Origin of the sequence: Methanohalophilus levihalophilus, assembly GCF_017874375.1 — an archaeon.
Classification (GTDB): domain Archaea; phylum Halobacteriota; class Methanosarcinia; order Methanosarcinales; family Methanosarcinaceae; genus Methanohalophilus; species Methanohalophilus levihalophilus.
Genome location: NZ_JAGGLK010000002.1, coordinates 442806 through 466143, shown reverse-complemented (window position 1 = coordinate 466143; position 23338 = coordinate 442806). Strand labels below are relative to the sequence as shown.

The following is a 23338-nucleotide window of genomic DNA, read 5'->3' as shown; positions in this document are numbered from 1 at the left end:
ACCGATTGCTATTTTAAAAATGATGAAAGTTACTTTTGTTTAAACGTAGTTTTAATAGTAAACTCATAAGGTCTCACAGTTTACACAGGAAACTTTATATTATCACAGAATATACAGTAATCTGTGAGAACATGGTTAAGAACATAACAGTTGGAATTTCGGATGAACTGTCAAGTAGAATGGATGAGTTTAAAGAGGTTAATTGGTCCGCAATCACGAGGATTTGTATTGAAAAATACATGAATCAGAGATCATCAGATCAATTTGAAAAAGCAATATCAGAGGTTCAATCCAAAAAGGATATTGAATTTAAGAATGGGTTTAATTTTCTCCTCTATAATATTAAAAAAGTCAGTTTAGATGACCTTGAATTTGTTGCAAACTTTGAGGTCACCGATCCAGATGAACAAGATACTCTTCACAGAAATTTAACAAAAATTGCTAATGAAATATATCCAGGAATAGATGAGCCAATAAATACATCATTCCTTTACGGCATGCAGTCTTCAGCAAAAGAAGTTCTCAAGAGGGCTTGATAATACGTAAGAACAAAAAGTTGAGTGATGATATGATCAAAAACCCTTGGAAAAGCAAAGAATGGTTGCAGAAAAGAGATCAAGTTTTAAAAAATGCAAAATGTGAATTATGTGGTTCAACTGAAAAACTGTGCGTTCATCATCCAGAACATCTTTTTGAGAGTCCAACAAGAGTAAAAAATAGAATGTATAGCACTTTTTTCAATGAGTTTAGAGTCTCGTTTGTTGCAATGCAGAAAAAGAATCCCATAGAAACAGGCAATCATCGCCATAAATCCCACCCTTATTGGCATCCCGTAGGTCGCAAGCATAAGTATGAGGTAGATGAGTCTGAACTAGAAATTCAATATAATTATCAAAAACCAACACCAGATGAGAAAAAGGTGTTCAAAAAGGAGTATAACAAATGGTTAAAATCAATAGATGCAAAGAGCCTTATAGATGCTGAAATTGAAAAAGAAAGGCTTTCATATATGTCCTTTGAAAATGTGCAAATATTGTGTGATAGATGTCACATTGCCCACCATAAAGGTATGAATTTATGTCCAGTCTGTAAGAAAAATTACAAAAAAGTTCTCCATGAAACTTGCTGGGGTTGTATTCCTGAAGAAAAGAAAAAGAAAATAGAAGAAAGAAAATCTGGTTTCGAAAAGTGGCTTAAAGAAATTCAGGAATTGGCTGATGAAGCTTGTTGGGATGATGATGATTTTTAGAATGGGCTAGCCTTTAGTAATCTCTTTACAGCAGGAGTAACCCTATTCAACTCTCCTGTTTCCCCTATCCTTTTTTTAATACCCTGAAATGTACTCCTTCCTACTCCTCTAGATTCAGCTTCCTTTCTTATTTCTATGGTATCTTTTAGAAAAGAAAACTATTTCTTTGTAAATACCAATACATACGCAGGTGATACGGTGGATAAGAGCCTAGTGCCAGACATTAACGGATTCAACGAAAAAGCTCCTCGACACTTTTTTTCCTGCCCCAATTGTAGAAGTACAGAGCATTTCATCATGGAAAGCATTTGTGTAGACACGGTTAATGGATCAGTTGAATGTTACCCCGATGAAATAATAAAGAATTCTAATTTAGAAAATCTATTAAATCCAGATGAAATGATTGTATCAATCAGATTTTTATGTCACGTATGTGACAATAACATCTTATATCGTTTGAAATCAGAGGACAAAAGTGTACAATTAGAGTTAGATTCAATTTCTCAAAAAGCTCTTGACGACATGGACAACTTGCCTTAATCATTTTGTACATTTGAAGATGATTATTTTTGTTTTTTTAAAGATCGAGATTAGTGTGTTTGAATTATTTTCGGTCCTCTGAAATCCAAGCTAATACTCTTTCCCTGACATGAGCATTAAGAGTAAATGGTTTATCGGCTTCAGCATTCTTCTTCATTTAATGGAGAGTACCTTTTGTGACAGAAAGCATCTGTATTTTGTCGAAGGGAACAAGCAGATTGTTTAATCCACAACTCATATATAAGTACAAACCAATTTTCTATTGTGGACTTTTATAATCATCTTGTCAGCCCACAACGCATATATAAAGAAAAATCCTGTTTTACTATGTAGGCTTTTAACTATATTGCCGGCCCCCAACCTCGGCATTTTCCTGGTGAATAGAAGCCTATTTGAGAATCACAATTACTAATTCTGCAATTAAATATATGTGCTATGAGGTCTTAATGTAATACAGTGAACGTGTAGGCATTGCACTGAGTGCATTAAGCCCGCCCGGGGCTCATTTCTATCGTTTTCTAAAAAAGACTCATTCGCCTAGATTTAACTCCCCTTCCACTTCTTCCATGGCATCAAGAAAATCCTTTATGAGCTTTTCGTATTTCTGGAGTTGGAGATAATACATCTGGATTATTTCCAGTTCCTCTCTGGAATTTTCCGAATCTTCAAACTTATATTTTTCAATAATTTCAGGCAAGACCCTTTTTGAAGGGGCAATTACCTTTTCATACTTTGTTTTCAGGATCTGGATGCCTGCAGAAATGATGTTCTTATCAAGATAAAAAAAGACCTTCCTTGAGCCGGGTTTCTTTATTCGTTTGACCACATGCAACCCATCCAGCCCTTTCATTGCCGTACTTACTGCGGACAGACTATAACCCGTCTTTTGGGAAAGTTCTTCAAGGGATATTTCCCGAGGTTCAATGAAAAGGACGGCCACAATTTTTGATGATATCGAATCAAAACCCCGAGTCAGCATGTTTTGCATAATGAGATTTAGGAACTCATCCCGAGGGGTTGTTTTAGTGCGAGAGAGTTTTTTGCTCAGTTTCTCCGGTGTCGGATAACCCAGAAGGCTTCCTTTGCCCGCCCCCTCCCCGCCGATTCGGGAAGGAATTATATGTGCGACTTTGTCATTTTTTTCGCTCATTGGTGTCCTCAGAAACAATCTATGGGAGTCCTGACAGATAAAGACACTCAAAAGGATGTATTGGGACCTTAGTCAAAGGTCCGCATGTACTTAAACCCTGAACCAAATCTAATCAGTGCACCTACCTGTATGGCCTCCTGAATTTCCTCATCAGTAATTCCTATATTTTTGGCAAACTCTTTTTGGGCCTCGAAGCAGTTGTCACAACCCACTGCAACAGCACTTGCTACAGCAAGAAGTTTCTTTGTCCTCCGATCTATTGCTCCATCTGCCATTATGTTCTTTTTGAGGTCAACAAAACCAATTTGTTCAGCAATGGATTCAGAATCATTCATTTTTTCCACCTACCCTAACATTTTTAAGAAAACCAGCCCCTCGAGGCGATAATTGATAGATTGTCTGCCCATCAATTGCTACTTTATCGACATAGAGTGCATTCTCAAGCATATCTATATGGAATTTAGCTTCCGATTTACTTAGATCCAACTCATTCTGGATAAAATCCAGACTTAGAGGCCCAGTACTCAGCAATCTTGCAAGATTCCTTCGGATTGGATTTTGAAGTGTTTTGAGTCCAACATCATGATCCTCAGTCGGATTACTCTTTGCCCGCCCTTCTGCTTCTATTCTTTTGATCCACTCTTCTTTGTTCTCTGAAGAACCATTTTCAGCCATCATTGCATTCCTCCATATAAAATCTAACTTAAAGCACATAATAATTTTAACTTTCTGAAATTACAGAAAGTTCCAATTTTACTTAATCCTTTTGGAAGATTGGAATTGGCAAAAAAGAGTTGATAGAACATGTATCCCTCCACATAGTCCAATTTCGGCCACTGAAGAGCTATTATTCTTTTATTCAATTCCTTTACTAAAAATTACATTATAAATTTTAGTCACTTTAAAATATACCACACCATTTGGGTTATATTCTAAACTTACCTATAGTTATTGGGGATTGGGAAGCCTTAAATCAAGCTTTCAACCCTTTAGCGCCGGAAATCGGGGGACTTCCGGCTGATTTGGTGGAGCGTGGGGTACGTAATGGGGCGAGGGTATGCTAGAGGAAAACATACCCTCAATCACTTTCTTTTTTCCTTTTTCAGTATTGCTTTCCTGAGTCTTCCCACAACATGAGGCTCATTGCGTTGAGGGAAAAAAAGAACATTGAGCATTGATGCACCAATAATAAAATAGTCCTGCAAACCGTATGAAGAACTTAAGGGGACTGACTCAGGGTCGCTACACTCATTGAAAGGAGCACTTTTAACATCCAGTCGGTAATAAGTTTGCAGCTCATCAGAGCCAATCATCTGGAACCCACATGAAACATAAAATTGTCCGGCAGGATAACTAAAAGGAGACTACGGAGAAGTTGTTACGTAGATTTTATCATAACCCATTTCTCTTGCATATTCGATAATACACTTGATGAGCCTGCTCCCGTCACCCCTGTGCTTGATACGGCTGAAAATCAGCAGGATGTACACAGCATCTTCTGCTTCATAGGCATATGCTACTGAAGACCCACCTGAAAAACGCTTTGAAGCCAGCGCAAACCTGCAGTCATTGAGATACTGCAACAATGACGGATGCACACATATTTCTCTTGCAGCCTCAATCGCTTCCTTACATCTGGCCATTTTTTCACTGAGAGTCATGCCAGAATTAACCATGTTTCAAAACCTCACCGGAAGATAACCGGAACTTTTTGATTGGTGGTATATATGTGTTGGCATTCACTCACCTACAAGCAATGTAATTCAAACCTACAGTGCACTCTCTCCACTCATTAAAAAGCACAACAAGGATGTTATCAAACCCTCAGGCCCGAATTTAGTCAAAATGGTTCTTTTCTATCCGCTTCAAAAAAGAATTATTTATAATCTTAGCCTGTAACTTTATTCTATGGATACCAGAATCGAAACGTTGCCTGAAAGGAAATTCATTGGAAAAAGGTTAACAATGTCATTTTCTGAAAACAGGACGTACGAGCTCTGGACAAATTTTATGCCAAGACGGAAGGAAATTCTAAACACAATTGGAAAGAATATCTACTCAATTGAGGTTTATCCCAAATCATTTTTTAGCAATTTTAGTCCTGATGCAACTTTCGAAAAATGGGCGGCTATCGAAGTGACAGACTTTGATCATATTCCAAATGGAATGGAAAACATTGTATCCAAAAAAGGACTTTATGCAGTTTTCCTGCACAAAGGACCAGCAAGTTCTGTCCCAAAAACCTATCAATATATTCTCGAAGAATGGTTGCCAAACTCTGAGTTCCTGCTAGATGAAAAACCCTATTTTGCAATAATGGGGGAGAAGTACAAAAATGAAGAACCAGAATCTGAAGAAGAGTTATGCATACCAATAAAGAGTAAGTAATTTTGGAAAACGAAAAGACATTTCAAACTCACAAAAAACAGACTTTTATTGAACTGAAAAATATACGAAATTAACTTAGCGTAATTATGGAAATCAGTGCAAGACCTTTCCTGAAATGGGCTGGCGGGAAAAAACAACTTCTCGGAGAATTCGACAAACGCTTTCCCCCTGAGATTGAAAGTGGGAAAATTCAGAGATACATCGAACCATTTGTTGGGGGAGGGGCTGTTTTCTTCCATGTAATGAACAAATTTGATTTTGAAGAGGCACATATATGCGATGTTAATGAAGAGCTTATTGTGGCCTATTCTTCAATTAAAAATGATGTTGACAAATTAGTCGATAAGCTGGATTCGCTCCAGATAGCATATTCAGGAACTGAGGGGCAGGAAAAAGAGAATTTCTACTATGAAATCCGCACTGAGTTGAATGAAGATAAGGACTCTTTCAACTACGAAAAATACTCCAGAAAATGGATTGAAAGGGCTTCAAAGCTTATTTTCCTGAACCGGACATGCTACAATGGATTGTTCCGGGTAAATTCGAAGGGGTACTTCAATGTCCCGTTTGGAAGATATAAAAATCCAAAAATATTAGATGCTGCAAACCTGGAAAGAGTATCTGAAACACTTCAGAACACAGAAATTCACAGGGGAGACTTTACAATCTGTGAACCTCTGGCTGATTAGAAAAGCTTCGTGTATCTGGACCCACCATATAGGCCATTAAACAGGACATCTACTTTTACATCATACTCAAAGAATTCGTTCAATGATAATGAACAGCATCGTCTGGCAGGGTTCTACAGGAGTATGGATTCAAAGGGAGCAAAGCTTATGCTCAGCAATTCCGATCCGAAAAATGAGAATCCAAAGGATCATTTCTTTGATGAAATGTACAAAGGATATAACATCGAGCGTGTGTTAGCCCGAAGAAGCATTAATTCAAAAGCTCACAAGCGCGGACCTGTGCGTGAGATTATTGTTACAAATTACCCATCGGTTCCAAAAACTCCGAAATAATATCAACCCTCAAGAGAGGGGGGCAGGGGTAATCCTGCCCGGAGGAAAAATATACGCATTACTTTCCAACTTCTTCGGAAGCTCGTCCGAGAGCTTTCAGGAGTTCAAGAGCTATACCGATCCCCTTCTGGAGATCTTCATCACCCATCTCCTTAATCAATCCGTACAGGCCAACCCTTGGAGGTGAGATAAGAGCACGATCAAGATCAGGATCTTGCAAGCCTCTTTCCAGCACATCAACAAGATCCGTGCTTGCAATACTATTCACCAGTTTCAGCATTGGGTTCATTATTCCTGCAACGCCGTGGATTGTTTCATCGTTGAGGTAGTCCTGCATTATGCGCATAGTTCTGACAACATCAACCACAGATTCAACATCTGAAGCAGATATTCCAGCATTTGTTATTTCACTTTCAACTGTCATCAAAATCATCTCACAGAATTGCTTTTATGCTCGCATCCCAATGGATATAGTAATACATACGATACATATACCACCCAAGTTTTGTCGTATCAAACTCATCCGGCGGCAGATTGTAGCTCCATGTGGCAATGTATGCTTTCCCATCCTTTGACGGAGCAGCCATATCCGTAATAATGGGGCAACCCGTCTCCCCGTTATAGGAAACCTTGATACCATTCCCGTTAATATCGTTGGCAAGATTGTGTGCCACAACCATCGCCTGGTAATGAGCTCCTATTCCTGTTTTCAGGACATCCATGGGACCAGTATCCCCAAGGACATACACGTTGTCGTGATTACCGGCACTTCCCCGATACTGCAAAGTTGATTTGTCAAAGGGAATCCACCCGGATTCATCGCTGAGACCGGAATCAAGAATAACCTGTTGGACTTTGTGCGGAGGTACAGTTACCAGAAGATCGTATTTTTCCTTCTCGCCTTCGGTGGACTCAATAACCTTGTTGGAAGCATCCACCTTGCCAAGTTTGAAGTTGCGGAATACTTCAATTCCTTTTTCTTCAAACTTACCTGTAACCATTTTGTTAAATTCAGGAGGACCTATCGGTTCCATTGGCCAGAAAAGACTGATAGTTACATCATCTCTCTTCAAAACATTTTTGAAATAGCTGTCCAGCAGGAAAGAGAATTTCACAGGTGCACCGGGGCATGGAATTGGCATCCTTGAAACCGACACCACAATCCTGTTACCGTCAAAATTCCGTATTTTTTCTCCCAGTTTGAGGGAATCTTCAACCGAAGTATAAAATGTATTCAAGTCGTCCGTAAGGCCTTCAACCCCGTTGACATCAGCCCTTGCACCAAGAGCAATCACGAGATAATCATAGTTATAAGTACTTCCGCCTTTAACTTCTACCTGTTGTTTATCCAGATCAATAGAAGTAACCTCGCCTTCTGAACCCAATTTGAGATTGACCCGCGGACTCAGTAGTTCCCGCTTGGATCTGATTAGATCTTCAGGAGTGTATAAGCTAAATGGAAGGAACGTAAATCCGCCCTGGTTTACAGCCATTTCACTCTTGTCAAGTACTGTAATCTCAACATCTCCTTTTGCTATACTGCGCCTGAACTCGCGTGCTAACTTATTTGCAACTACCGCACCGGCATAGCCGGCACCCAGAATCAAGATTTTATCCGTCATGGAAATCACCAGTTGTCATATTATCCCGGTACTGATCTAAAATGCCAGTTGTATATAAGTTAAAAAGAAGTACTGACCTGACAAACTATTTAATTTCCGTAACGGTGTGAACCTTTCGTTGGAGGGCAGATAATTTAAAAGAATGAATGCATAATTATACCTGCCTGAAAAATATGTAAACCTGTGGCCGATATGGCAATAGAAAAAAACAAATTCCAGTTAATAAGCCTAGCTTCATTCCTGCTTGCATACCTGATATTAGGAAATGCATGGCTTTACCTGAGCGGGAACTTCACGCCAGTGTACCTGCCCGGAACCCTTATAATCGGGCTTGCAGGCTATTTTGCAGGCGGTCTTGTATACGACCGCCTATACAGGAATTCAGAGTAAATCCCTTGCTTTTTCAAGCAAGGATGTGCACTCTTCCATTTTTTCCGAAGCTTCAAGTATTGCATCTGCAACTTCAGAAAAGTCGGCTTCCTTTAATCTTTCAGCCCACTGCTCAAAGCTCTCATTGTGGCTCTGATTGTGTTCGATCCAGTGACCCAGCAAATGCTGGATCTTATCCCTACTGATTTCTTCTGTCATTATTAGCCCCCTAATTACAATTCACGAGGATCGCTTATCTCACCTGTAATTGCGGATGCCGCTGCAGTTGCAGGAGAAGCAAGGTAAATGTAACCTCCCACGCCCATCCTGCCGCGGAAGTTCCTGTTTGCAGTAGAAATGCAAACTTCACCTTCAGCAATGACACCCATATGACCACCCAGGCACGGACCGCAACCTGGTGTCGCAAATGTAGCACCCGCTTCCAGAAGAGTCGCAATTGTGCCGTTCTCCACGGCTTCCTGCATGATTGTCTTTGAAGCCGGGATGATGATTGTCCTGACAGCCACCTGTTCACCCTTCAGGACATTTGCTGCTGCCTCAAGATCCTCAAGCCTGCCGTTGGTACAGGTTCCGATAAACACCTGATCCACCTTTGTACCCACAACTTCGGAAACACCACAAACATTGTCAACCTCATGCGGTTTTGCAATCTGCGGTTCAAGAGCGGAGGCATCAATCTCATACTCTGCGAAATATTCTGTATCTTCATCCGAATAAACCGGCTCGAAATCTTCCACAGCCCTTCCTTCAAGGTAATCAAAAGTAGTTTTATCCGGCGGAACAATGCCGGCCTTAGCGCCCATTTCAATGGCCATATTTGAAAGGGTCATGCGTCCGGACATTGAAAGATCTTCAATTGCGCTTCCATAGAACTCCACTGCCTTGTAAGTAGCACCCGGTGCGCCCACCGTACCTATAATTTTGAGAGTCAGATCTTTTGCATAGACATGCTTTCCAAGCTTGCTATTAGCAGTCACTTTTATTGATTCAGGAACTTTGAACCAGAGCCTGCCTGAAGCGAAAATCTCAGCCATATCGGTGGCCCCCACACCGGTCCCGAAAGCACCGAAAGCACCATAGGTACATGAATGTGAATCAGCCCCAACAATCAGCTTCCCGGGCATTGCAAAACCATGCTCCGGCAAAACCTGATGGCAGATACCATTGCCTATGTCGTAGAAATTTCTGATACCCTGCTCATGTATCCAACCCCGGATATCTTTCTGTAGAGCAGCAGTTGTATCACTGTTTGCAGGCGCAAGGTGGTCAAAGGGAATTACAATCCTGTCAGGATTCCAGACTTTGTCCACTTCCATCTGTCTGAAAGCCCTTACTGCAAGTATGCTTGTCCCGTCATGGGCCATTGCGTAATCGATATCAGCCATAACAAAATCATTGGCTTTTGCGTCCCTTCCCGATGCCCTGCTGAATATCTTCTCACTGATGGTACTCAAAATAAAACACCTGTCTACGATTGATATGATAGAATGATACGTTTTTACCCCGTATAGGTATTGTGCACAAAAATACACGTCATAGTATTACTTCTTTTTGAAACGGGAAATTAAAACTTAAAAAAAGAAGTTGTAGCCAGATGCTGCCATCTGGCAAAAAGTTCAAAAAACAACAACCATATCAGGAATATGATTTAAGACGAACGATGTTTTCCATAAGCATCTCGTTCTCTTCAACTATTTCACGCTCAAGGGTATCTACAATGTCTCCAAGAGGAAGCGCAAGGCGGTAAAGTTTAACCGGGCGGCCTTTACCCTCGTTTTTCTTAACCTCTTCACAGAGTATCCACCCACGTTTCTTACGCAAGTAGTTCATTGCAATACTAACCTCAGGTTGCCTTAGCCTGGATTTCATTTCAATATCCCTTGAAGTGATTTCATCATCACATGAAAGGCATGCAAGAGTTCTTGCAATAGGTTTCGATAAGTTTAATCTCCTGAGAAGATTGGCGATCTCCATCTCTCTTTCACTCATACCGGGAACAGCTGCTTCATTCATTAGATCACCACTAAAATCCGAATCTAAATTCACTTAGTCAGCTTATATATTTTAGAAGATATATATAATATTTGCCTCTGAATATTAAAATGAAATTGCCATATTGTAGTGAAACAAAAAAGAGAAAACTTGGTGGGCCCGCTGCGATTCGAACGCAGGACCTCACGGTTATCAGCCGTGCGCTCCACCTAGCTAAGCTACGGGCCCAATCAGTCACGATTTAACATCGCGCGAGCTACCAGATAAACATCCAACTACTTTAATATTTCGCTTATCCCCTTTCCACAGTACATTTTTCCAGATAAAAGAGAGTCCCGATTATCGATAAGTTTATCTTTGATGATTACAAGTGTGATGTGTCCTTTTGGGCCGGTAGATCAGGGGTAGATCGCTACCTTGGCATGGTAGAGGCCTCGGGTTCAATTCCCGACCGGTCCACATCAAAATCTTTTTTGAAATATTCAACTGCCATAGCAGTAACGGATTTCCAAAAATTAAAAGTAATATTTCAAGGATTCAAATCACTACAATACTTTTAAAAGTTTGAAATGCTTTGTTATTGCCGAGGTATGGCTATGTTTTCCTTTAACTTTAAATTGAGAAATAACAAGGATGCTATTGCAGGCATCCAGGCAATTGCAGTGATCGGGGCTGTTATCATAATAGGACTTCTGACAGTCGTTGCCGCATCCGGAATGATACATGTCCCAGTATTAACCAGCCTGCTTGGAACCGATGAGGCGAGGGATCTTGGAGTTGAAATCGACTATGCTTTGTTTGATGAGATGCTAGAAGATCAGGGAATAGTCCTCAATGACGAAATTTCCGATTTCACTTTAACCAGTGAAATCCTGTATTCAGATGCTGCACCCATGGATTTGAGTCTCACGAGTTCCCAGTTGAGCTCTTACCTGCAGGCTACCAACAACGAAGGTCCGCTAAAGGATATACAGGTGAAGCTCGGAACAGATAATCAGGCCGAAATGGCAGCATATGTTGATCTTGCAGATCTGGGATATGATTTCAAGGGTCCGGTCTATGCATCCGGAACTTTTGAGAAGGCCAGTGATTCCAGCATTAATATTGAGATAGATGATGCAAAGGTTGGTCTCCTTCCCCTCCCCGGAGGAACTGCAGAGCAGGCAGAGGAAGAGCTGGAGAATCTGATAAACGATCATCTTGCAAAGATGCCGGGACTCCAGATCGATGAACTCGAAGTTGTTGATGGCAACTTAAATTTTGAAGGCGATTTCCCAACTACATTTGATTCCGTGGAAGAATAAGAGAGAATATATGAAAAATGCTCCCTGGAAAAGGAGCATTCTCTTTTTTAAGACCTTGATATTAGAACAGGTTGTAATTGCAAGTTAGACTGCATTCATCCTTAAAACGCAGTCTCACTTCTTTTTCAGCTTTTCAGCCAGATCCTTGCCAAGTCTGTTGCATTCCAGAAGATCTTTTTCATTCGGAATATACTGGATTCTCAGAACCGGATCAATAACATCCATACCGGCTTCACGGAGTTTCTTTGCAATATGAACCGGCGCTTCGCCGCTCCAGCCATAAGAACCGAATGCTGCACCCACCTTTCCTTCCACACCGGCATCTATCATCTTATCGATAAACTTCGCAATAGGAGGATGCATTGTATAGTTAAAAGTGGAAGAACCGACGGCAATCCCATCTGCAGACGCAGCCTCTTCAGGATCCCACTCAAAGAAATTATCAACACTCACTTCAACATGTCTTTCCCTTGCACCTTCCGCGATTGCTTCAGCCATCATTTTGGTGCTTCCCTGAGTACTCAGGTATACTACTGCGAGTTTTGGCATTGTTTCCACTCTCCAAACTTGTGTATAAAAAGATCTGATTTCAGGAGGTTTAAGCCTTTTGCCAGAGGCGAGGTGGGGAAGTCCAATCGTGTCCCAAATCACTTCAAATGCTGCAAAAACTCCTCCAAAGCAACATTGCTCTGTTTGAGTATGCTTTTCAATGTGGCTTTTTTAACCGGATCATGCAATGGAAATGTTACCGTATCAGTTCCGCGCTGTAGAAATACATGACTGCCTCTTTACCTTACTACAACAAACCCCATCTTCGTGAGAGTCTTAATGATTTTCTGACCGGTCGTTGAAGGCAGTTTAGGCACTTGCTACATCCACCTTTTCAATTTCGCCTAATACCTGCGCCTGCTCCTTTGTCACCTCAAGTACAAGCTCAATGGCTTCCTTGATATTCTCAAGCGCCTCTTCCCTGGTATCCCCTTCACTAATTGCAGCTGGAAGTTCAAGACAATGAGCCGAGTACCCCCCCTTCATCGGACTTTTCAAGAGTTATAGTATACTGCATAGTTACCACTTCGCTTTATTGTTATTTCAGGTTTTGAGATTTAGTTCCTAAAGGTGACCACCAAAACCTACATGAAAGGTGGACACCTATTTATTGATGTGTACATAGAGAAGCGAAAACAGAAAGATAATACCAAGTTCTATCTTACCCACTCCTACAAAGTCAGGGGGAAAACCAGGAAGATTCGCCGCTATCTCGGCCTGAATCTTAGTGACACTGAAATCAAGGCACGCAGAGAGAAGGCGGAAGAATCCATTCTTGAGGAACTGGATAGCCGGAAAGACCTGCTTAAGTTCTCCCTTACGAAAAAAGAAATTCTCAAACTCAATGAATACGACAGTGACATCCACATAGAACATCTCGACCCCCTGCAATGGAAAGCGTTCACTGAAACCTTTGTTTACAATACAAATGCAATTGAAGGCTCAACTGTCTCCTTCAGCGAAGTTCATGACATCCTTGAAGACAACTCCCGAGCCCGCACAGGGGATGAGCTGGAGTCTATAGGTGTTGCTGAAGCCGTAGACTACATCAGGCAGACGGATGAGGAATTGTCACTTTCACTCATACTCAAACTCCATGAAATGTGTTTTAAGGGGAGCAAGGATTTTGCAGGCAAGCTGCGGGATGTGGAAGTTATCATCCGGGATGGCCGGGGAAACATTGTGCATCAGGGAATCCCAAGCGGTGAAATTGAAAGAGAGCTCAATGAGCTAACCTCCTGGTATCGGGAAAACAGGGAGGAAATGAAACCGTTGCTGCTTGCAGCACTCCTGCATAACCAGTTTGAATATATCCACCCATTTGAAGACGGTAACGGCAGGGTTGGAAGGCTGCTTTTAAACTACGCCCTGCTGCAAAGGGGATATCCGCCCATAAACATACTCCTCGAAGACAGAGGCGAGTATTACGAGTGCCTTCGCCTATACTCACAGGAAGACAATCTGGAAAACACCCTCGAGTTTTTAGTCAATCAATATTCTAAAGGGCTGGACAGGTGACCACCTGCTAATCGAAATAAAGTGGACACCTTCTATCTAGCATCATCCAGAGCAAAACAACTATTGAATTAAAAATGCCTGTTGCCCAATGTTAATAACTAGAAAACTAGATATATCGCAGATGTTTTATTGAATACATGGCACTTTACGCATTAGAAGCAAAGGAGATACTAACGCTAACGGCTATTTTAGTGCCTTCATTGGCAACTATATGGGTCATTTTTCTTCAAAGAGATTTAAATGATAAAATCCAGAACTTTAAGAAAAATCTAAAGGACTACCGAAGGGATCGAGCGCTTGAGCTATTCGAAGATATTAAAGATTTTTGCAAAACACCAGATGTCGGAAGTGAAGAGGAATCATTAGAAATAATAATGGATTACACTGATGATTGGCAGCAGAAAGATGAAGCCATTTCTAAGCTCCTATCAGATGAAAAGATGATATATAAAATAGGAAAATTTGTATTGTCTGGTTTGCTAATTGTTTTTCTCTTTGGACTGTACACAACATCCAATCCAAATGATCTCGTTATTTGGAATTATTCAAGATTACACCTCACACAGAGTTTTTTTGTAGTAGAAATATTCCTCATTTTCTTCTGGTTTTGGAGAATATACAGCTATGCAATCATACTAAATACAGTTCAATCAGGGGATTTTGACGACATTGAGGAATTAATCGAAGAAACCATTGAAAATTTAAACTGATTGTGGTTTAACATCTATAAGTATCCCTAAGGCGATAATTTGGAAAAAGAAGAAAAGATCGTAGTGATTCTCCTCCTCATGGCAGTGCTTTCCCTGATGACTGCTTATCTCACAATTTATCCCAATTCAATCAATGGAAAAACAGGGCAATTACTTTCTGAAGAAACCGAAATTGGAACTGTCGTAACCATCGAAGGTGTTGTTTACGAAAAAGCACTTACAAGAACAGGAGAACACCTTATCCTGACAGTTGATTACGATTCGTGGTTAATCAAAGTATTTGTTCCAGAAAACGCCGGTGCCGGGGAAATTGATAATATTATAAATGAGGGAGATGTGCTGCAAATTACCGGGAAACTGGATGAATACAAGGGAGAAAAAGAAATTATACTCGAAAATAAAAACGATATTATTCTCCTTCAAAACACTTGATCGGTATTATTTTAAAGAATTACAAACATCATCAAAAACATGAAAGCCTGTATAATGTGCGGCGGGGAGGGGACACGTCTCAGGCCCTTAACTTTTGACAGACCAAAACCAAATATTCCTATTACCAACAAACCTTCACTTGTTCACCTTATAGAACACCTATCAAAAGAAGGTTTTAACGATATCGTAATCACTGTGGGATATATGGCCGAGAAAATTGAGGAGCAACTCGGCGACGGCAGTATGTTCGGGGTACACATAGACTACGTTTACGAAGACGAGAAACTTGGTACTGCAGGCGGTGTGAAAAACGCCGAAAAATACCTGAAAGGTGAACCGTTCATAGTTGTCGGCGGGGATCACGTAATGGATCTGGAACTCCGGAACATGTTTCGCTTCCACGAGAGCAATAATGCAATGATAACCATAGGATTACTCTCCATTGACGATCCAAGGGAATTTGGTATCGCTGACATGGATGTTTGTAACCGAATCAGTCGATTTCTTGAAAAACCCGGGCCTGGTGAGATATTCAGCAACCTCGCCAGTACTGGTATCTATATGTGCCAGCCTGAAATTTTTGACTGGATTCCTGAAGGAAAACAGTTTGACTTTGCAAAGGACCTGTTCCCGAAATTCCTTGAGGAAAATATCCGGATTAACGGGCTTCTGGTGAGAGGCCACTGGACCGATGTGGGCAACCCACAGGCTTACCGGCAGGCCCAGCGCTGGATGCTTGAAACCATGCCCGGAACTTCAATTGAAGGACATTTCAATGCCAAGAATGCACGTATTGTCGGCCCTCTTAAGATTAGCAATAATGTGGTGATTGGTTCCAACAGTGCGGTTGTGGGCCCTGTAGTTCTCGGGGAAAACACTACCATAGGAGACAATGTACTCATAGGCCCATACACCACAATCGCTGCCAACTGTGTAATAAAAGACGGATGCAGGATATTATCCTCGTACATTTACAGTGATGTTACCATCGGTAAGAACTGTAATGTTTCAGGATCGGTAATTGACAGCAATACTGTTGTCGGCCAGAATTGCAGCCTGGAAAACGGGACTGTAATCGGACCCCGTGTGAACATCGGAAATGATGTTACGGTCCATTCAGACGTGAAGATCTGGCCTGAAGTTGCGATTAAAAGTGGAGCCAAGGTGCAGGAAACACTTTTTAACCCTGACTACAAGTGAATCAATTACAAAACCGTAACAAATGATTTCTTCCCGGAGATTCCGGGAACTTTTTCCATTGCATCGACCTTGTTTTTGAAAGGTCGGAGCCTCAGGATTGCAGCTATTTCAGAGGGCAGAATCCCGGCTTCTTTCATCAGTCTGCCGGATGCAGTATTGATGTCAAGGGGATACGGAACCCCGGCAATTGAACGGAAACCATGGCCTGTAACCATCACATCGAGAAACTGCCAGAGAGGTAGTTTTTCGGGAATCTGTATCAGGAGGGGATAAGTCCCCATCTGCCTTCCTGAAGTCCAGAAACTTCCCTTTCCTTCATTCACAACTTCGCACAGGATATCTTTCAGAACTGTTCCTTTTGGTACGACTTTCCTGAGCATCGGCAGATCAATTTCCTTACGGACTTTTTCCCTGTATTTTGAAAACTGTTTCGGATATGAGGGAAGCTCCATATTTTCCAGAGGGGTTGAAGGGAATGCCATCACCTGCCTGATGTTTATCCTGCGCAGCAGCAGGTCGCTGTACAACACGTTTTTCAGGAAATCGTAGTTCAGCTTGAAGGTATTCTTACTTTCGCCGGGAAGCCCGTGGACGAAATTAAGGCCGGGAAGCAGTTCGGGTAAACCGGAAGAACCTCGCTTTGCCCCGATTTCATTCATAATTTTGATGGCTTCGAAAACCTGATCCGGATATGCTTTCAGATTGTTAGCCTTGATTACCGCAGGGTCAGCACTTTCCATACCCATTGCCGCAATGTCACCACTGGTGTGATATTTCACGATGGTTTTCATGATTTCCCGACATTCGTCCGGATAGGTTGCAATTGTGAGAGGGTTGGCATTGTCCATGTGCAATACTTTAAGATCAGGTGCAACTGACCTGATGCCACTGTAAAGCAATTTCAGTGCTTCAACATCCGGTTTCCTGACTGAATCGCCAATGTCCATTGACTGGTAGGAAAAGAGGTCAGGTTGCCTGCCGATTCTGAAGAATCTTGCACCGAAGGAATAAAGTTGTTCGACTTCTGAGATTACATCCCTGACGTTCCTGTAATCCGAACTTCCGTAGGAGCTTTCGGTGCAGAAAGTGCAGTGGACATCCCTGCCACAACCCCTGTAAGTTTCCATTTCACACATGACATTGGGAAAATCAGGATGTTGCTCAATTATGAATGCCCCTTTTTGAGACCATTTTGCAATTTCGTCGGTTGTCCTGAATCTTGAGTCAATTGAATCGGGAGAGACAAGTTTTCCGGATTCATCAAACAGATCGCTGACAAAGGCTTCAATGTCCCCGGAAGCAAGGTATGTGTTGTCCTGAAGGGTGAGACCTGTAGCTTTCTGGCCGCCTTCCTTGCTGTAGCCAAGCCGGACAGGTCCTCCCAGAATTTTGATTCCCTTTGAGTTCTTGCAAAGATAATCAATTTCAGAAGGAGTTATTGGCGTTGACCGGAGATACTTGCCGGGAACCGTCATACCGGCCAGTATGATTACAAGATCGGCTTCCCTGATGACTGAGAAATCCGATGAACCGGGAAGACGTAGCTGGTCGATTGTGAAGTAGAATATGTCGTCAGTCTTTTGCCCGGATTCCACCAGTGCCCCAGCGATATAGCGAATGTATGGTGAAATGTAGGGGGGTACACCGAAACAGGCCGGCTCGTCAACATAGCCGTCTACGATCACAGTTCTCATAAGGAATAGAACTGGGGATTCACTATAAATAAATCTCCTGAAAATCAGACTCTAGAAATCCTCGTGAGAACAAACATGAATAAATAAAACCACAGAGGACACAGAGAGCACAAAGAAAGTGTAATACTCTGCGAACTCTGTGCTCTCTGTGGTTTATAGTGATGTACATAGTACGGTGAAAATCAGCTATTTCTAACTATATAATGGCATCCAATTTCAGAAATAATATGGAGAGCGAACAGACAGTTTCTGTGTTAGTTGAAAAGTTGTTTCAGTACATGGTATTTCCATTCTTGGTAGTTTCCGGTATTTGCTGTACTGCGTCCCAGTGTTCCACAATCTTGCCATTGTCGTCAAACCTGAAGAAATCCATGGTTACGTATTCCTCATCATCCGGCCAGATTTGATGCGTGTGAAGCGATACCAGATTGCCTTCTGCAACCGCACGGACAAATTCAATACTTTTATCGGGATATTCTTTTGCCATTTGTTTGAAATATTCGATAAATGCCTCTTTGCCGTTCCCCACCAGAGGGTTATGCTGGATGTAGTCGTCACCGACATATTTTTCTACGGCTTCCATTGGATTTCCCATGTATGCTGTCCTGTAAAATGCGATTGCATTTTCCTTGTTTGTTTCCAGATCAATTGCCATGTTTTCCGTACCTCCCATTGGTAAGAAAATAATTTGTCATAGCGTACTTATAGTTTAATCGTATAGGATATTACGTCGTGGAGTTTTTTGAGGTTATCATATGAGAAGTGACATGATCAAAAAAGGTGATGAGAGAGCACCGAACAGGTCTCTCCTGAAGGCTACCGGTGTTACAGACTCTGAGATGGACAAGCCGTTCATCGCTGTAGTGAACTCCTGGACAGAGATTGTTCCCGGACATATCCACCTTGACAAAATAGCACGAGCGGTCAAAGACGGCATCAGGAATGCCGGGGGAGTTCCTTTTGAATTTAACACAATTGGAATCTGTGACGGTATTGCAATGGGACATGCAGGGATGAAGTATTCCCTCCCAAGCCGTGAAGCAATCGAGGATTCCATTGAACTTATGATTGAAGGCCATCAGCTTGACGGGATGGTTATGATTACTGCCTGTGACAAGATTACACCTGGCCATATTATGGCAGCCGGAAGACTTGATCTTCCGACTATCGTGGTTACCGGAGGACCTATGCTCCCCGGATATGCAGATGATGAACCACGTGATCTGGTTTCCGTTTTTGAGGGAATCGGGGAGAAGAGAACAGGCAAGGCAACTGCCGCGGATCTTAAGATACTGGAGGATGTTTCCTGTGCAGGTGCAGGCTCCTGTGCCGGAATGTTTACTGCCAACACCATGGCATGCATGAGCGAGGCCCTTGGACTGAGCCTTCCGGGCTGTGCAACCGGTCATGCTGTGGATGCAAGGAAGATTCACATTGCAAAAGCGTCCGGTGAGAGAATTGTCGGGCTTGTCAAGGAAGGTACGACTTCAAGGGAAATCGTTACCGACAAATCCCTCGAGAATGCCATCATGGTTGACATGGCAATCGGTGGAAGTACAAACACTACCCTTCACCTGCCGGCAATTGCACACGCTTTCGGCCTTGAGCTGACCCTTGAGACCTTCGATGAGCTCAGCAAGACCACTCCGCACCTGATTAACCTGAGACCGGGCGGCGACAAGCACATGCTGGATTTCGACCGTGCGGGTGGCGTGCAGGCGATCCTGCAGCGTCTCAAACCAAAGCTTAACCTTAATGAGAAGACAGTCACCGGAAAAACCATCGGGGAAAACCTTGATGCATTTGTCATTGTCAATCCGGAGACCAATAAGAACGTTATCGCAACCCTTGAGAACCCGCTGCATGAGGAAGGCGGAATCGCAGTACTCAAGGGCACTCTTGCACCGGACGGAGCGGTTATCAAGCAGTCCGCAGTGGACCCGAAGATGCTCAAGCACAGCGGGCCTGCAAGGGTTTTCGAAAGCGAGGAAGATGCCATGGAGGCCATCCTTGCAGAGAGAATCGTACCCGGCGACGTTGTGGTTATCCGCTACGAGGGACCAAAGGGAGGCCCCGGTATGCGTGAGATGCTCTCACCAACCTCGGCAATCGCAGGCATGGGACTTGCGGATTCCGTTGCCCTTGTAACCGACGGCAGGTTCTCAGGCGGTACACGCGGACCATGTATCGGCCACATTTCCCCTGAAGCCATCGAAGGAGGCCCTATCGGACTGGTCGAGGAAGGCGACATCATCGAGATTGATATCCCCGGAAGAAAACTGGACCTTGCAATCTCCGACGAAGAATTCGAGGAAAGAAGCAAGGACTTCAAGCCACTTGTCAAACAGGTTAAGGGCTATCTCGCACGTTACAGGCTGACAGTAAGCTCAGCCAACAAAGGCGCTATCAGGGATTGAGTCCCTGATTTTGCTTTCTTTTTTTGTGATTTTTAGAAAAGCTGTACTTCACATATTAACCACAGAATTCACACAGGATCTTCACCTTCTCTGTGAACTCCGTGTTCTCTGTGGTTTCATAATGTATTCATATGAGAATTTCTACAGATGAACCTGCATCTGTTCACTTCTAAAGAATTTAGAACCTGAAAGAAAACCTGAGCCAAAAACAAAAAAATGACTCAGGCAGTAACAGCTCGTACCTGAGATGCCACAGCCAGGTTAAGATCATTGGCTCCGGATGCTAAAGCCGTTCTGGTAATTGGTTTGTTACGCATAATAAGGGCAAAACTCAGTTTGACTTCAATTGTTTCCTTAGAAACGTCGATTTCAATTTTCATATTTGCAGGATGCTGGATATTGCTTTTGGGAACGTTCAACTTCTTTGATATATCCAGAATCTCAACTCCCAGTACGGAATTGTCCGATCCGACATCAAGTATGATTCCATCGAAGTCGATAGATGTAACATATTCCACTCCTTCAGGAACCTCTTTGGGATATGAAAAGAAACTATCGTTTACAAAATCATAGTCCCATGATTCCTCTTTCCTGTGAGTGCTATTCACATCCATTTCATTTCTCCCTCCTTGTTGCCTGCTGTAAGAAAGCAGTTACCAGCACAATCCTTGTCCTGCTGGATTTGACAGCGAAAACCACAATCAGATCGTATTTGGAGTTTAATCGATAATATACTTTAAACTTTTCATTCCCCTGATCTATGACGCCAACCGCTTTCCTGTTTGTCAGTATTTCGCAAATGCATCCCTAATCAGGAAAATGTGAACTTGTATTTCTGGAATCGTGCCTTATCTGGAAATGCTTTGTGGGAGTTATGTCCTCTTTATCCAGACTTCGCAAAAAAGGCAGAATTGCTTCAATATCAAATTCATCCATAAAGATCACTTCAAACCGGCACATACCTATGCCGGCTCAACCCCATGTACTACCGAATGCAGACAAAATAAAGTCCAATACATTAAATAATTTTTTATTTTGCTTGTTGAACTTATTTTTGAAGAACTGGACGGACGAGCGAAAGAAGCAAGGACTTCAAGCCCCTTGTCAAACAGGTCAAGGGCTATCTCGCACGTTACAGGCTGACAGTTAGCTCAGCCAACAAAGGCGCTATCAGGGATTAATCCCTGATTTTGCTTTCTTTTTTTGATTCGAGACTCCTGTGTCGCATCCTCAACTAAACAAATTCGCATAAAATTTTTTGATTAGACAATTCTGTCCAATCTTGGATCAAAACTGCCGATCTCTTCATAAGCACTTCTATTTCGATTAATTGTCTTAGTAAAATTGTCGAGAAAATCTTCGTCCTCAGAGTCAATTGTGATGAATAAAAGTTTCCTTACCCATGAAGGAGACATCTTATTTGGCCAATCGGATTGTAGAGTAAATTTCACATTTTCATCGCCTGTTAAGATAATGATTTCTCCAAATTGTAGAACCAAATCATACAGTGCTTTACCAACTTCCTCCTGACCCTCAATGGATACTTCGTCAAATTTTAGTCGATGAATTGGATACATATATTTCGTTTTTAAGCCAAGTAAATCAGCTAGAGAACTTTGAATCAAGTCATTTGTTACAAAATATTTTGGCATATCAATTTTCAAAGATTTAGCTTCCTGCAATATGTTCCAATCTGCAACTTCATTCTTTCCTTCATCGGTTTCAATCATTTTTATTCTTAGTTTTCTCTGGTCTCTATACTCGACTAATTCTGCAAGTGTCCTCAAAGCAATTCTTGCTTTTCTTTTTTCATCAGCAAACTTTTTCAATCGTTCTTCATTTCCATTTTCATTGCCTTTTAGCTGCTTTTGCCTCCCCATTGCATGTTTCTGTAATTCTTTGATTACAGTTGGAGACAGATAAAAAAATAGGTCTGTATTGTCTTCATCAAAATCTTCATCTTCAATTAGTCTGGTAATTAAGCCATCCATCAATGAAGATGTATCTGGGATGATTGCAACTTCTCTTTCCAAATAAGAATCCCACAATATTTCTCGTTCATTTGGAATGTCAGAGCCAAATATATCGTCTATTTTAAAAATTTCTAAATTTGCTCTATAAAGTGCCTGTATGGCTCCTTGATGTACTGAATTTAACCATTTTTTCTCAGATTCACTTTTGGTTTCATAGTCGATATAATCAGGAGATAGCTTTTGTAAAACGAGTCTTTTTGTATTTGATTTCGCACCAAAAATCTTAACAGGGTCGTATTCAACTCCATAATCTTTTGCAAGTATCTCTTTTACTTCAATCGAGTTAATAAGGCGATTCAAAAATACTTGTCCTATCTCATCTAAGCCTTCTGTTACGATTTTCTCTTGCAAAATAATTCCCCCAGTATTTTGGTAAAAAAGAACAATAAAATCCAATACCTTAAATAACTTTTTCAGTTATACTCAGAACTTATTTACAATGGTATTTTTGCAACGAACATTTCACACCCGATCCCCAAAAACCACAAATACCCCGCCCGCCAAAATAAAGAGAGGGAGTGGAACAGTTGGTATTGTCAATAATCATCTTCGTTTTAATAGCATTTGCAGTCATCCACAGCATCATGGCGAGCCTGCCTTTCAAGCGCATGGTACGGCGTGTAGTGGGGGTAAAGGCTGACAAATATTACAGGCACATCTACAACATCGTCACGGTGATAATCCTCTCACCGCTGGCCTACCTGCTCTACAACAATCCGGGGCCGTATCTCTACGTTGTGGAATCCCCGTGGCGCTGGCTGATGGTCGGGGTGCAGCTCATTGGTGCGTACATCGGGGCAAGGGCTTTGATGGATGCCCGCAATCGCTTTGAGTTTCGGGGGCAGCTTGCCTCACCCGGCACGCCGGATGCGGGGCACATGGATGTGGTAGGGGTTTACAAGTGGATACGGGACCCCTTCCTGCTCTCGGGTCTGATGATAATCTGGTTTACCCCCTTCATGACCACCAACTTGCTTGCACTGTTCCTTGTAACCACCGTGTACCTGATATTTGGATCAGTGCACACGGAAATGAGGCTGGTATCGCAGTTTGGTGACGAGTACCGGGATTACCAGAAAAGAGTAAGGCGGATAATTCCGACCTTCGGAAATTAACAGTTAAGCAACT

At 42.1% G+C, this 23338-nt stretch carries 28 protein-coding genes, 2 tRNA genes and 2 pseudogenes; 13 read left to right on the top strand and 19 right to left on the bottom strand.

Annotated elements, in window-relative coordinates; genetic code table 11:
* Positions 1 to 131 precede the first annotated feature (131 nt).
* Complete coding sequence (locus J2755_RS06115) at positions 132 to 536, top strand: hypothetical protein (protein WP_209680963.1); 405 nt, start codon at positions 132 to 134, stop codon at positions 534 to 536.
* A gap of 20 nt (positions 537 to 556) precedes the next feature.
* Complete coding sequence (locus tag J2755_RS06110) at positions 557 to 1249, top strand: hypothetical protein (protein ID WP_209680961.1); 693 nt, start codon at positions 557 to 559, stop codon at positions 1247 to 1249.
* Between the two features lie 1069 nt (positions 1250 to 2318).
* Here J2755_RS06110 and J2755_RS06105 read toward each other — a convergent pair.
* The 5 genes from J2755_RS06105 to J2755_RS06085 all read right to left on the bottom strand — a co-directional run bounded on the left by J2755_RS06105 (position 2319) and on the right by J2755_RS06085 (position 4615).
* Positions 2319 to 2939, bottom strand: coding sequence for a GbsR/MarR family transcriptional regulator (locus J2755_RS06105; protein ID WP_209680959.1), 621 nt, complete (start codon positions 2937 to 2939; stop codon positions 2319 to 2321).
* Between the two features lie 68 nt (positions 2940 to 3007).
* The gene (locus tag J2755_RS06100; protein WP_209680957.1) at positions 3008 to 3274 is read right to left on the bottom strand and encodes a carboxymuconolactone decarboxylase family protein; all 267 of its coding nucleotides are present in this window, start codon (positions 3272 to 3274) and stop codon (positions 3008 to 3010) included.
* The gene (locus J2755_RS06095; protein WP_245312737.1) at positions 3267 to 3617 is read right to left on the bottom strand and encodes a winged helix-turn-helix domain-containing protein; all 351 of its coding nucleotides are present in this window, start codon (positions 3615 to 3617) and stop codon (positions 3267 to 3269) included. Before J2755_RS06095 ends, J2755_RS06100 begins: the two co-directional genes overlap by 8 nt.
* A gap of 404 nt (positions 3618 to 4021) precedes the next feature.
* Entirely contained in the window at positions 4022 to 4252 is a 231-nt protein-coding gene (locus tag J2755_RS06090; protein WP_209680955.1) for a hypothetical protein, read from the bottom strand.
* Positions 4253 to 4303: 51 nt separating this feature from the next.
* On the bottom strand, positions 4304 to 4615 hold the full coding sequence (locus J2755_RS06085; RefSeq protein ID WP_209680953.1) for a GNAT family N-acetyltransferase: 312 nt from the start codon (positions 4613 to 4615) through the stop codon (positions 4304 to 4306).
* A 232-nt stretch (positions 4616 to 4847) separates the two neighbouring features.
* Here J2755_RS06085 and J2755_RS06080 point away from each other — a divergent pair, with 232 nt between their 5' ends.
* Entirely contained in the window at positions 4848 to 5327 is a 480-nt protein-coding gene (locus J2755_RS06080) for a GyrI-like domain-containing protein (protein WP_280954382.1), read from the top strand.
* 86 nt (positions 5328 to 5413) lie between these two features.
* Positions 5414 to 6349 (top strand): annotated as a pseudogene (locus J2755_RS11345) (DNA adenine methylase).
* A 58-nt stretch (positions 6350 to 6407) separates the two neighbouring features.
* On the opposite strand, the gene J2755_RS06065 reads toward J2755_RS11345, so the two are convergent.
* Positions 6408 to 6773 carry a DUF1641 domain-containing protein gene (locus J2755_RS06065; RefSeq protein ID WP_209680938.1) on the bottom strand — a complete coding sequence of 122 codons (366 nt, stop codon included), beginning with the start codon at positions 6771 to 6773 and terminating at the stop codon, positions 6408 to 6410.
* Positions 6774 to 6783: 10 nt separating this feature from the next.
* Positions 6784 to 7971, bottom strand: coding sequence for an NAD(P)/FAD-dependent oxidoreductase (locus J2755_RS06060; protein ID WP_209680936.1), 1188 nt, complete (start codon positions 7969 to 7971; stop codon positions 6784 to 6786).
* A gap of 192 nt (positions 7972 to 8163) precedes the next feature.
* Here J2755_RS06060 and J2755_RS06055 point away from each other — a divergent pair, with 192 nt between their 5' ends.
* Complete coding sequence (locus J2755_RS06055) at positions 8164 to 8361, top strand: hypothetical protein (protein WP_209680934.1); 198 nt, start codon at positions 8164 to 8166, stop codon at positions 8359 to 8361.
* Here J2755_RS06055 and J2755_RS06050 read toward each other — a convergent pair.
* From J2755_RS06050 to J2755_RS06035, 4 genes are all read right to left on the bottom strand, one after another.
* Entirely contained in the window at positions 8353 to 8559 is a 207-nt protein-coding gene (locus J2755_RS06050; protein WP_209680932.1) for a hypothetical protein, read from the bottom strand. The two genes, J2755_RS06055 and J2755_RS06050, sit on opposite strands and share 9 nt — an antisense overlap.
* Positions 8560 to 8573: 14 nt before the next feature.
* On the bottom strand, positions 8574 to 9815 hold the full coding sequence (locus tag J2755_RS06045) for a 3-isopropylmalate dehydratase large subunit (RefSeq protein WP_209680930.1): 1242 nt from the start codon (positions 9813 to 9815) through the stop codon (positions 8574 to 8576).
* A gap of 181 nt (positions 9816 to 9996) precedes the next feature.
* Positions 9997 to 10374 (bottom strand): transcriptional regulator, encoded by a 378-nt coding sequence (locus J2755_RS06040; RefSeq protein WP_245312735.1) that lies wholly within the window; start codon positions 10372 to 10374, stop codon positions 9997 to 9999.
* Positions 10375 to 10504: 130 nt separating this feature from the next.
* A tRNA-Ile gene (locus J2755_RS06035) sits at positions 10505 to 10581 on the bottom strand.
* Positions 10582 to 10740: 159 nt separating this feature from the next.
* Here J2755_RS06035 and J2755_RS06030 point away from each other — a divergent pair.
* Both J2755_RS06030 and J2755_RS06025 read left to right on the top strand, forming a co-directional pair.
* A tRNA-Ala gene (locus tag J2755_RS06030) sits at positions 10741 to 10812 on the top strand.
* A 137-nt stretch (positions 10813 to 10949) separates the two neighbouring features.
* Complete coding sequence (locus tag J2755_RS06025) at positions 10950 to 11657, top strand: hypothetical protein (protein WP_245312733.1); 708 nt, start codon at positions 10950 to 10952, stop codon at positions 11655 to 11657.
* A gap of 114 nt (positions 11658 to 11771) precedes the next feature.
* On the opposite strand, the gene J2755_RS06020 is transcribed toward J2755_RS06025, so the two are convergent.
* The 3 genes and pseudogenes from J2755_RS06020 to J2755_RS06010 form a co-directional block, all read right to left on the bottom strand.
* A complete protein-coding gene (locus tag J2755_RS06020) occupies positions 11772 to 12206 on the bottom strand; it encodes a flavodoxin domain-containing protein (protein ID WP_209680928.1) in 435 nt (144 codons plus the stop codon).
* A gap of 98 nt (positions 12207 to 12304) precedes the next feature.
* Positions 12305 to 12433: pseudogene (locus J2755_RS11590) on the bottom strand (type II toxin-antitoxin system HicA family toxin); the annotation flags it as partial.
* A gap of 82 nt (positions 12434 to 12515) precedes the next feature.
* Positions 12516 to 12692, bottom strand: coding sequence for a type II toxin-antitoxin system HicB family antitoxin (locus J2755_RS06010; protein ID WP_245312731.1), 177 nt, complete (start codon positions 12690 to 12692; stop codon positions 12516 to 12518).
* A gap of 129 nt (positions 12693 to 12821) precedes the next feature.
* Between J2755_RS06010 and J2755_RS06005 the strand changes: the two genes are divergently transcribed.
* The 4 genes from J2755_RS06005 (at position 12822) to J2755_RS05990 (ending at position 16066) form a co-directional block, all read left to right on the top strand.
* Entirely contained in the window at positions 12822 to 13724 is a 903-nt protein-coding gene (locus J2755_RS06005) for a Fic family protein (RefSeq protein WP_342591060.1), read from the top strand.
* Between the two features lie 137 nt (positions 13725 to 13861).
* Positions 13862 to 14434 (top strand): hypothetical protein, encoded by a 573-nt coding sequence (locus J2755_RS06000; protein WP_209680924.1) that lies wholly within the window; start codon positions 13862 to 13864, stop codon positions 14432 to 14434.
* A 39-nt stretch (positions 14435 to 14473) separates the two neighbouring features.
* Complete coding sequence (locus tag J2755_RS05995) at positions 14474 to 14866, top strand: OB-fold nucleic acid binding domain-containing protein (protein WP_209680922.1); 393 nt, start codon at positions 14474 to 14476, stop codon at positions 14864 to 14866.
* A gap of 39 nt (positions 14867 to 14905) precedes the next feature.
* A complete protein-coding gene (locus J2755_RS05990) occupies positions 14906 to 16066 on the top strand; it encodes a nucleotidyltransferase family protein (protein ID WP_209680920.1) in 1161 nt (386 codons plus the stop codon).
* Between the two features lie 5 nt (positions 16067 to 16071).
* On the opposite strand, the gene J2755_RS05985 is transcribed toward J2755_RS05990, so the two are convergent.
* Together J2755_RS05985 and J2755_RS05980 are read right to left on the bottom strand one after the other, a co-directional pair.
* A complete protein-coding gene (locus J2755_RS05985; protein WP_209680918.1) occupies positions 16072 to 17760 on the bottom strand; it encodes a radical SAM protein in 1689 nt (562 codons plus the stop codon).
* A 271-nt stretch (positions 17761 to 18031) separates the two neighbouring features.
* Positions 18032 to 18415: a nuclear transport factor 2 family protein gene (locus J2755_RS05980; protein WP_209680916.1), complete on the bottom strand. Its 384-nt coding sequence runs from the start codon at positions 18413 to 18415 to the stop codon at positions 18032 to 18034.
* A 100-nt stretch (positions 18416 to 18515) separates the two neighbouring features.
* Between J2755_RS05980 and ilvD the strand changes: the two genes are divergently transcribed.
* Positions 18516 to 20177, top strand: coding sequence for a dihydroxy-acid dehydratase (gene ilvD, locus J2755_RS05975; protein ID WP_209680915.1), 1662 nt, complete (start codon positions 18516 to 18518; stop codon positions 20175 to 20177).
* A 221-nt stretch (positions 20178 to 20398) separates the two neighbouring features.
* Here ilvD and J2755_RS05970 read toward each other — a convergent pair whose 3' ends face one another.
* The 3 genes from J2755_RS05970 to J2755_RS05965 all read right to left on the bottom strand — a co-directional run bounded on the left by J2755_RS05970 (position 20399) and on the right by J2755_RS05965 (position 22561).
* Positions 20399 to 20791: a DUF2283 domain-containing protein gene (locus J2755_RS05970; RefSeq protein ID WP_209680914.1), complete on the bottom strand. Its 393-nt coding sequence runs from the start codon at positions 20789 to 20791 to the stop codon at positions 20399 to 20401.
* A 193-nt stretch (positions 20792 to 20984) separates the two neighbouring features.
* Positions 20985 to 21113 (bottom strand): hypothetical protein, encoded by a 129-nt coding sequence (locus tag J2755_RS11455; RefSeq protein WP_280954381.1) that lies wholly within the window; start codon positions 21111 to 21113, stop codon positions 20985 to 20987.
* 326 nt (positions 21114 to 21439) lie between these two features.
* Entirely contained in the window at positions 21440 to 22561 is a 1122-nt protein-coding gene (locus tag J2755_RS05965; protein WP_209680913.1) for a hypothetical protein, read from the bottom strand.
* A 167-nt stretch (positions 22562 to 22728) separates the two neighbouring features.
* Between J2755_RS05965 and J2755_RS05960 the strand changes: the two genes are divergently transcribed.
* A complete protein-coding gene (locus J2755_RS05960) occupies positions 22729 to 23325 on the top strand; it encodes a methyltransferase family protein (RefSeq protein ID WP_342591059.1) in 597 nt (198 codons plus the stop codon).
* The last annotated feature ends 13 nt before the right edge of the window (positions 23326 to 23338 follow it).

Coding starts and splice junctions, on each gene's coding strand:
- J2755_RS06115 (WP_209680963.1), top strand. CDS start 132: ATGGTTAAGAACATAACAGTTGGAATTTCGGATGAACTGTCAAGTAGA.
- J2755_RS06105 (WP_209680959.1), bottom strand. CDS start 2,939: ATGAGCGAAAAAAATGACAAAGTCGCACATATAATTCCTTCCCGAATC.
- J2755_RS06100 (WP_209680957.1), bottom strand. CDS start 3,274: ATGAATGATTCTGAATCCATTGCTGAACAAATTGGTTTTGTTGACCTC.
- J2755_RS06095 (WP_245312737.1), bottom strand. CDS start 3,617: ATGATGGCTGAAAATGGTTCTTCAGAGAACAAAGAAGAGTGGATCAAA.
- J2755_RS06090 (WP_209680955.1), bottom strand. CDS start 4,252: ATGATTGGCTCTGATGAGCTGCAAACTTATTACCGACTGGATGTTAAA.
- J2755_RS06085 (WP_209680953.1), bottom strand. CDS start 4,615: ATGGTTAATTCTGGCATGACTCTCAGTGAAAAAATGGCCAGATGTAAG.
- J2755_RS06080 (WP_280954382.1), top strand. CDS start 4,848: ATGGATACCAGAATCGAAACGTTGCCTGAAAGGAAATTCATTGGAAAA.
- J2755_RS06065 (WP_209680938.1), bottom strand. CDS start 6,773: ATGACAGTTGAAAGTGAAATAACAAATGCTGGAATATCTGCTTCAGAT.
- J2755_RS06060 (WP_209680936.1), bottom strand. CDS start 7,971: ATGACGGATAAAATCTTGATTCTGGGTGCCGGCTATGCCGGTGCGGTA.
- J2755_RS06055 (WP_209680934.1), top strand. CDS start 8,164: ATGGCAATAGAAAAAAACAAATTCCAGTTAATAAGCCTAGCTTCATTC.
- J2755_RS06050 (WP_209680932.1), bottom strand. CDS start 8,559: ATGACAGAAGAAATCAGTAGGGATAAGATCCAGCATTTGCTGGGTCAC.
- J2755_RS06040 (WP_245312735.1), bottom strand. CDS start 10,374: ATGAATGAAGCAGCTGTTCCCGGTATGAGTGAAAGAGAGATGGAGATC.
- J2755_RS06025 (WP_245312733.1), top strand. CDS start 10,950: ATGTTTTCCTTTAACTTTAAATTGAGAAATAACAAGGATGCTATTGCA.
- J2755_RS06020 (WP_209680928.1), bottom strand. CDS start 12,206: ATGCCAAAACTCGCAGTAGTATACCTGAGTACTCAGGGAAGCACCAAA.
- J2755_RS06010 (WP_245312731.1), bottom strand. CDS start 12,692: ATGAAGGGGGGGTACTCGGCTCATTGTCTTGAACTTCCAGCTGCAATT.
- J2755_RS06000 (WP_209680924.1), top strand. CDS start 13,862: ATGGCACTTTACGCATTAGAAGCAAAGGAGATACTAACGCTAACGGCT.
- J2755_RS05990 (WP_209680920.1), top strand. CDS start 14,906: ATGAAAGCCTGTATAATGTGCGGCGGGGAGGGGACACGTCTCAGGCCC.
- J2755_RS05985 (WP_209680918.1), bottom strand. CDS start 17,760: ATGAGAACTGTGATCGTAGACGGCTATGTTGACGAGCCGGCCTGTTTC.
- J2755_RS05980 (WP_209680916.1), bottom strand. CDS start 18,415: ATGGCAATTGATCTGGAAACAAACAAGGAAAATGCAATCGCATTTTAC.
- ilvD (WP_209680915.1), top strand. CDS start 18,516: ATGAGAAGTGACATGATCAAAAAAGGTGATGAGAGAGCACCGAACAGG.
- J2755_RS05970 (WP_209680914.1), bottom strand. CDS start 20,791: ATGGATGTGAATAGCACTCACAGGAAAGAGGAATCATGGGACTATGAT.
- J2755_RS11455 (WP_280954381.1), bottom strand. CDS start 21,113: ATGGATGAATTTGATATTGAAGCAATTCTGCCTTTTTTGCGAAGTCTG.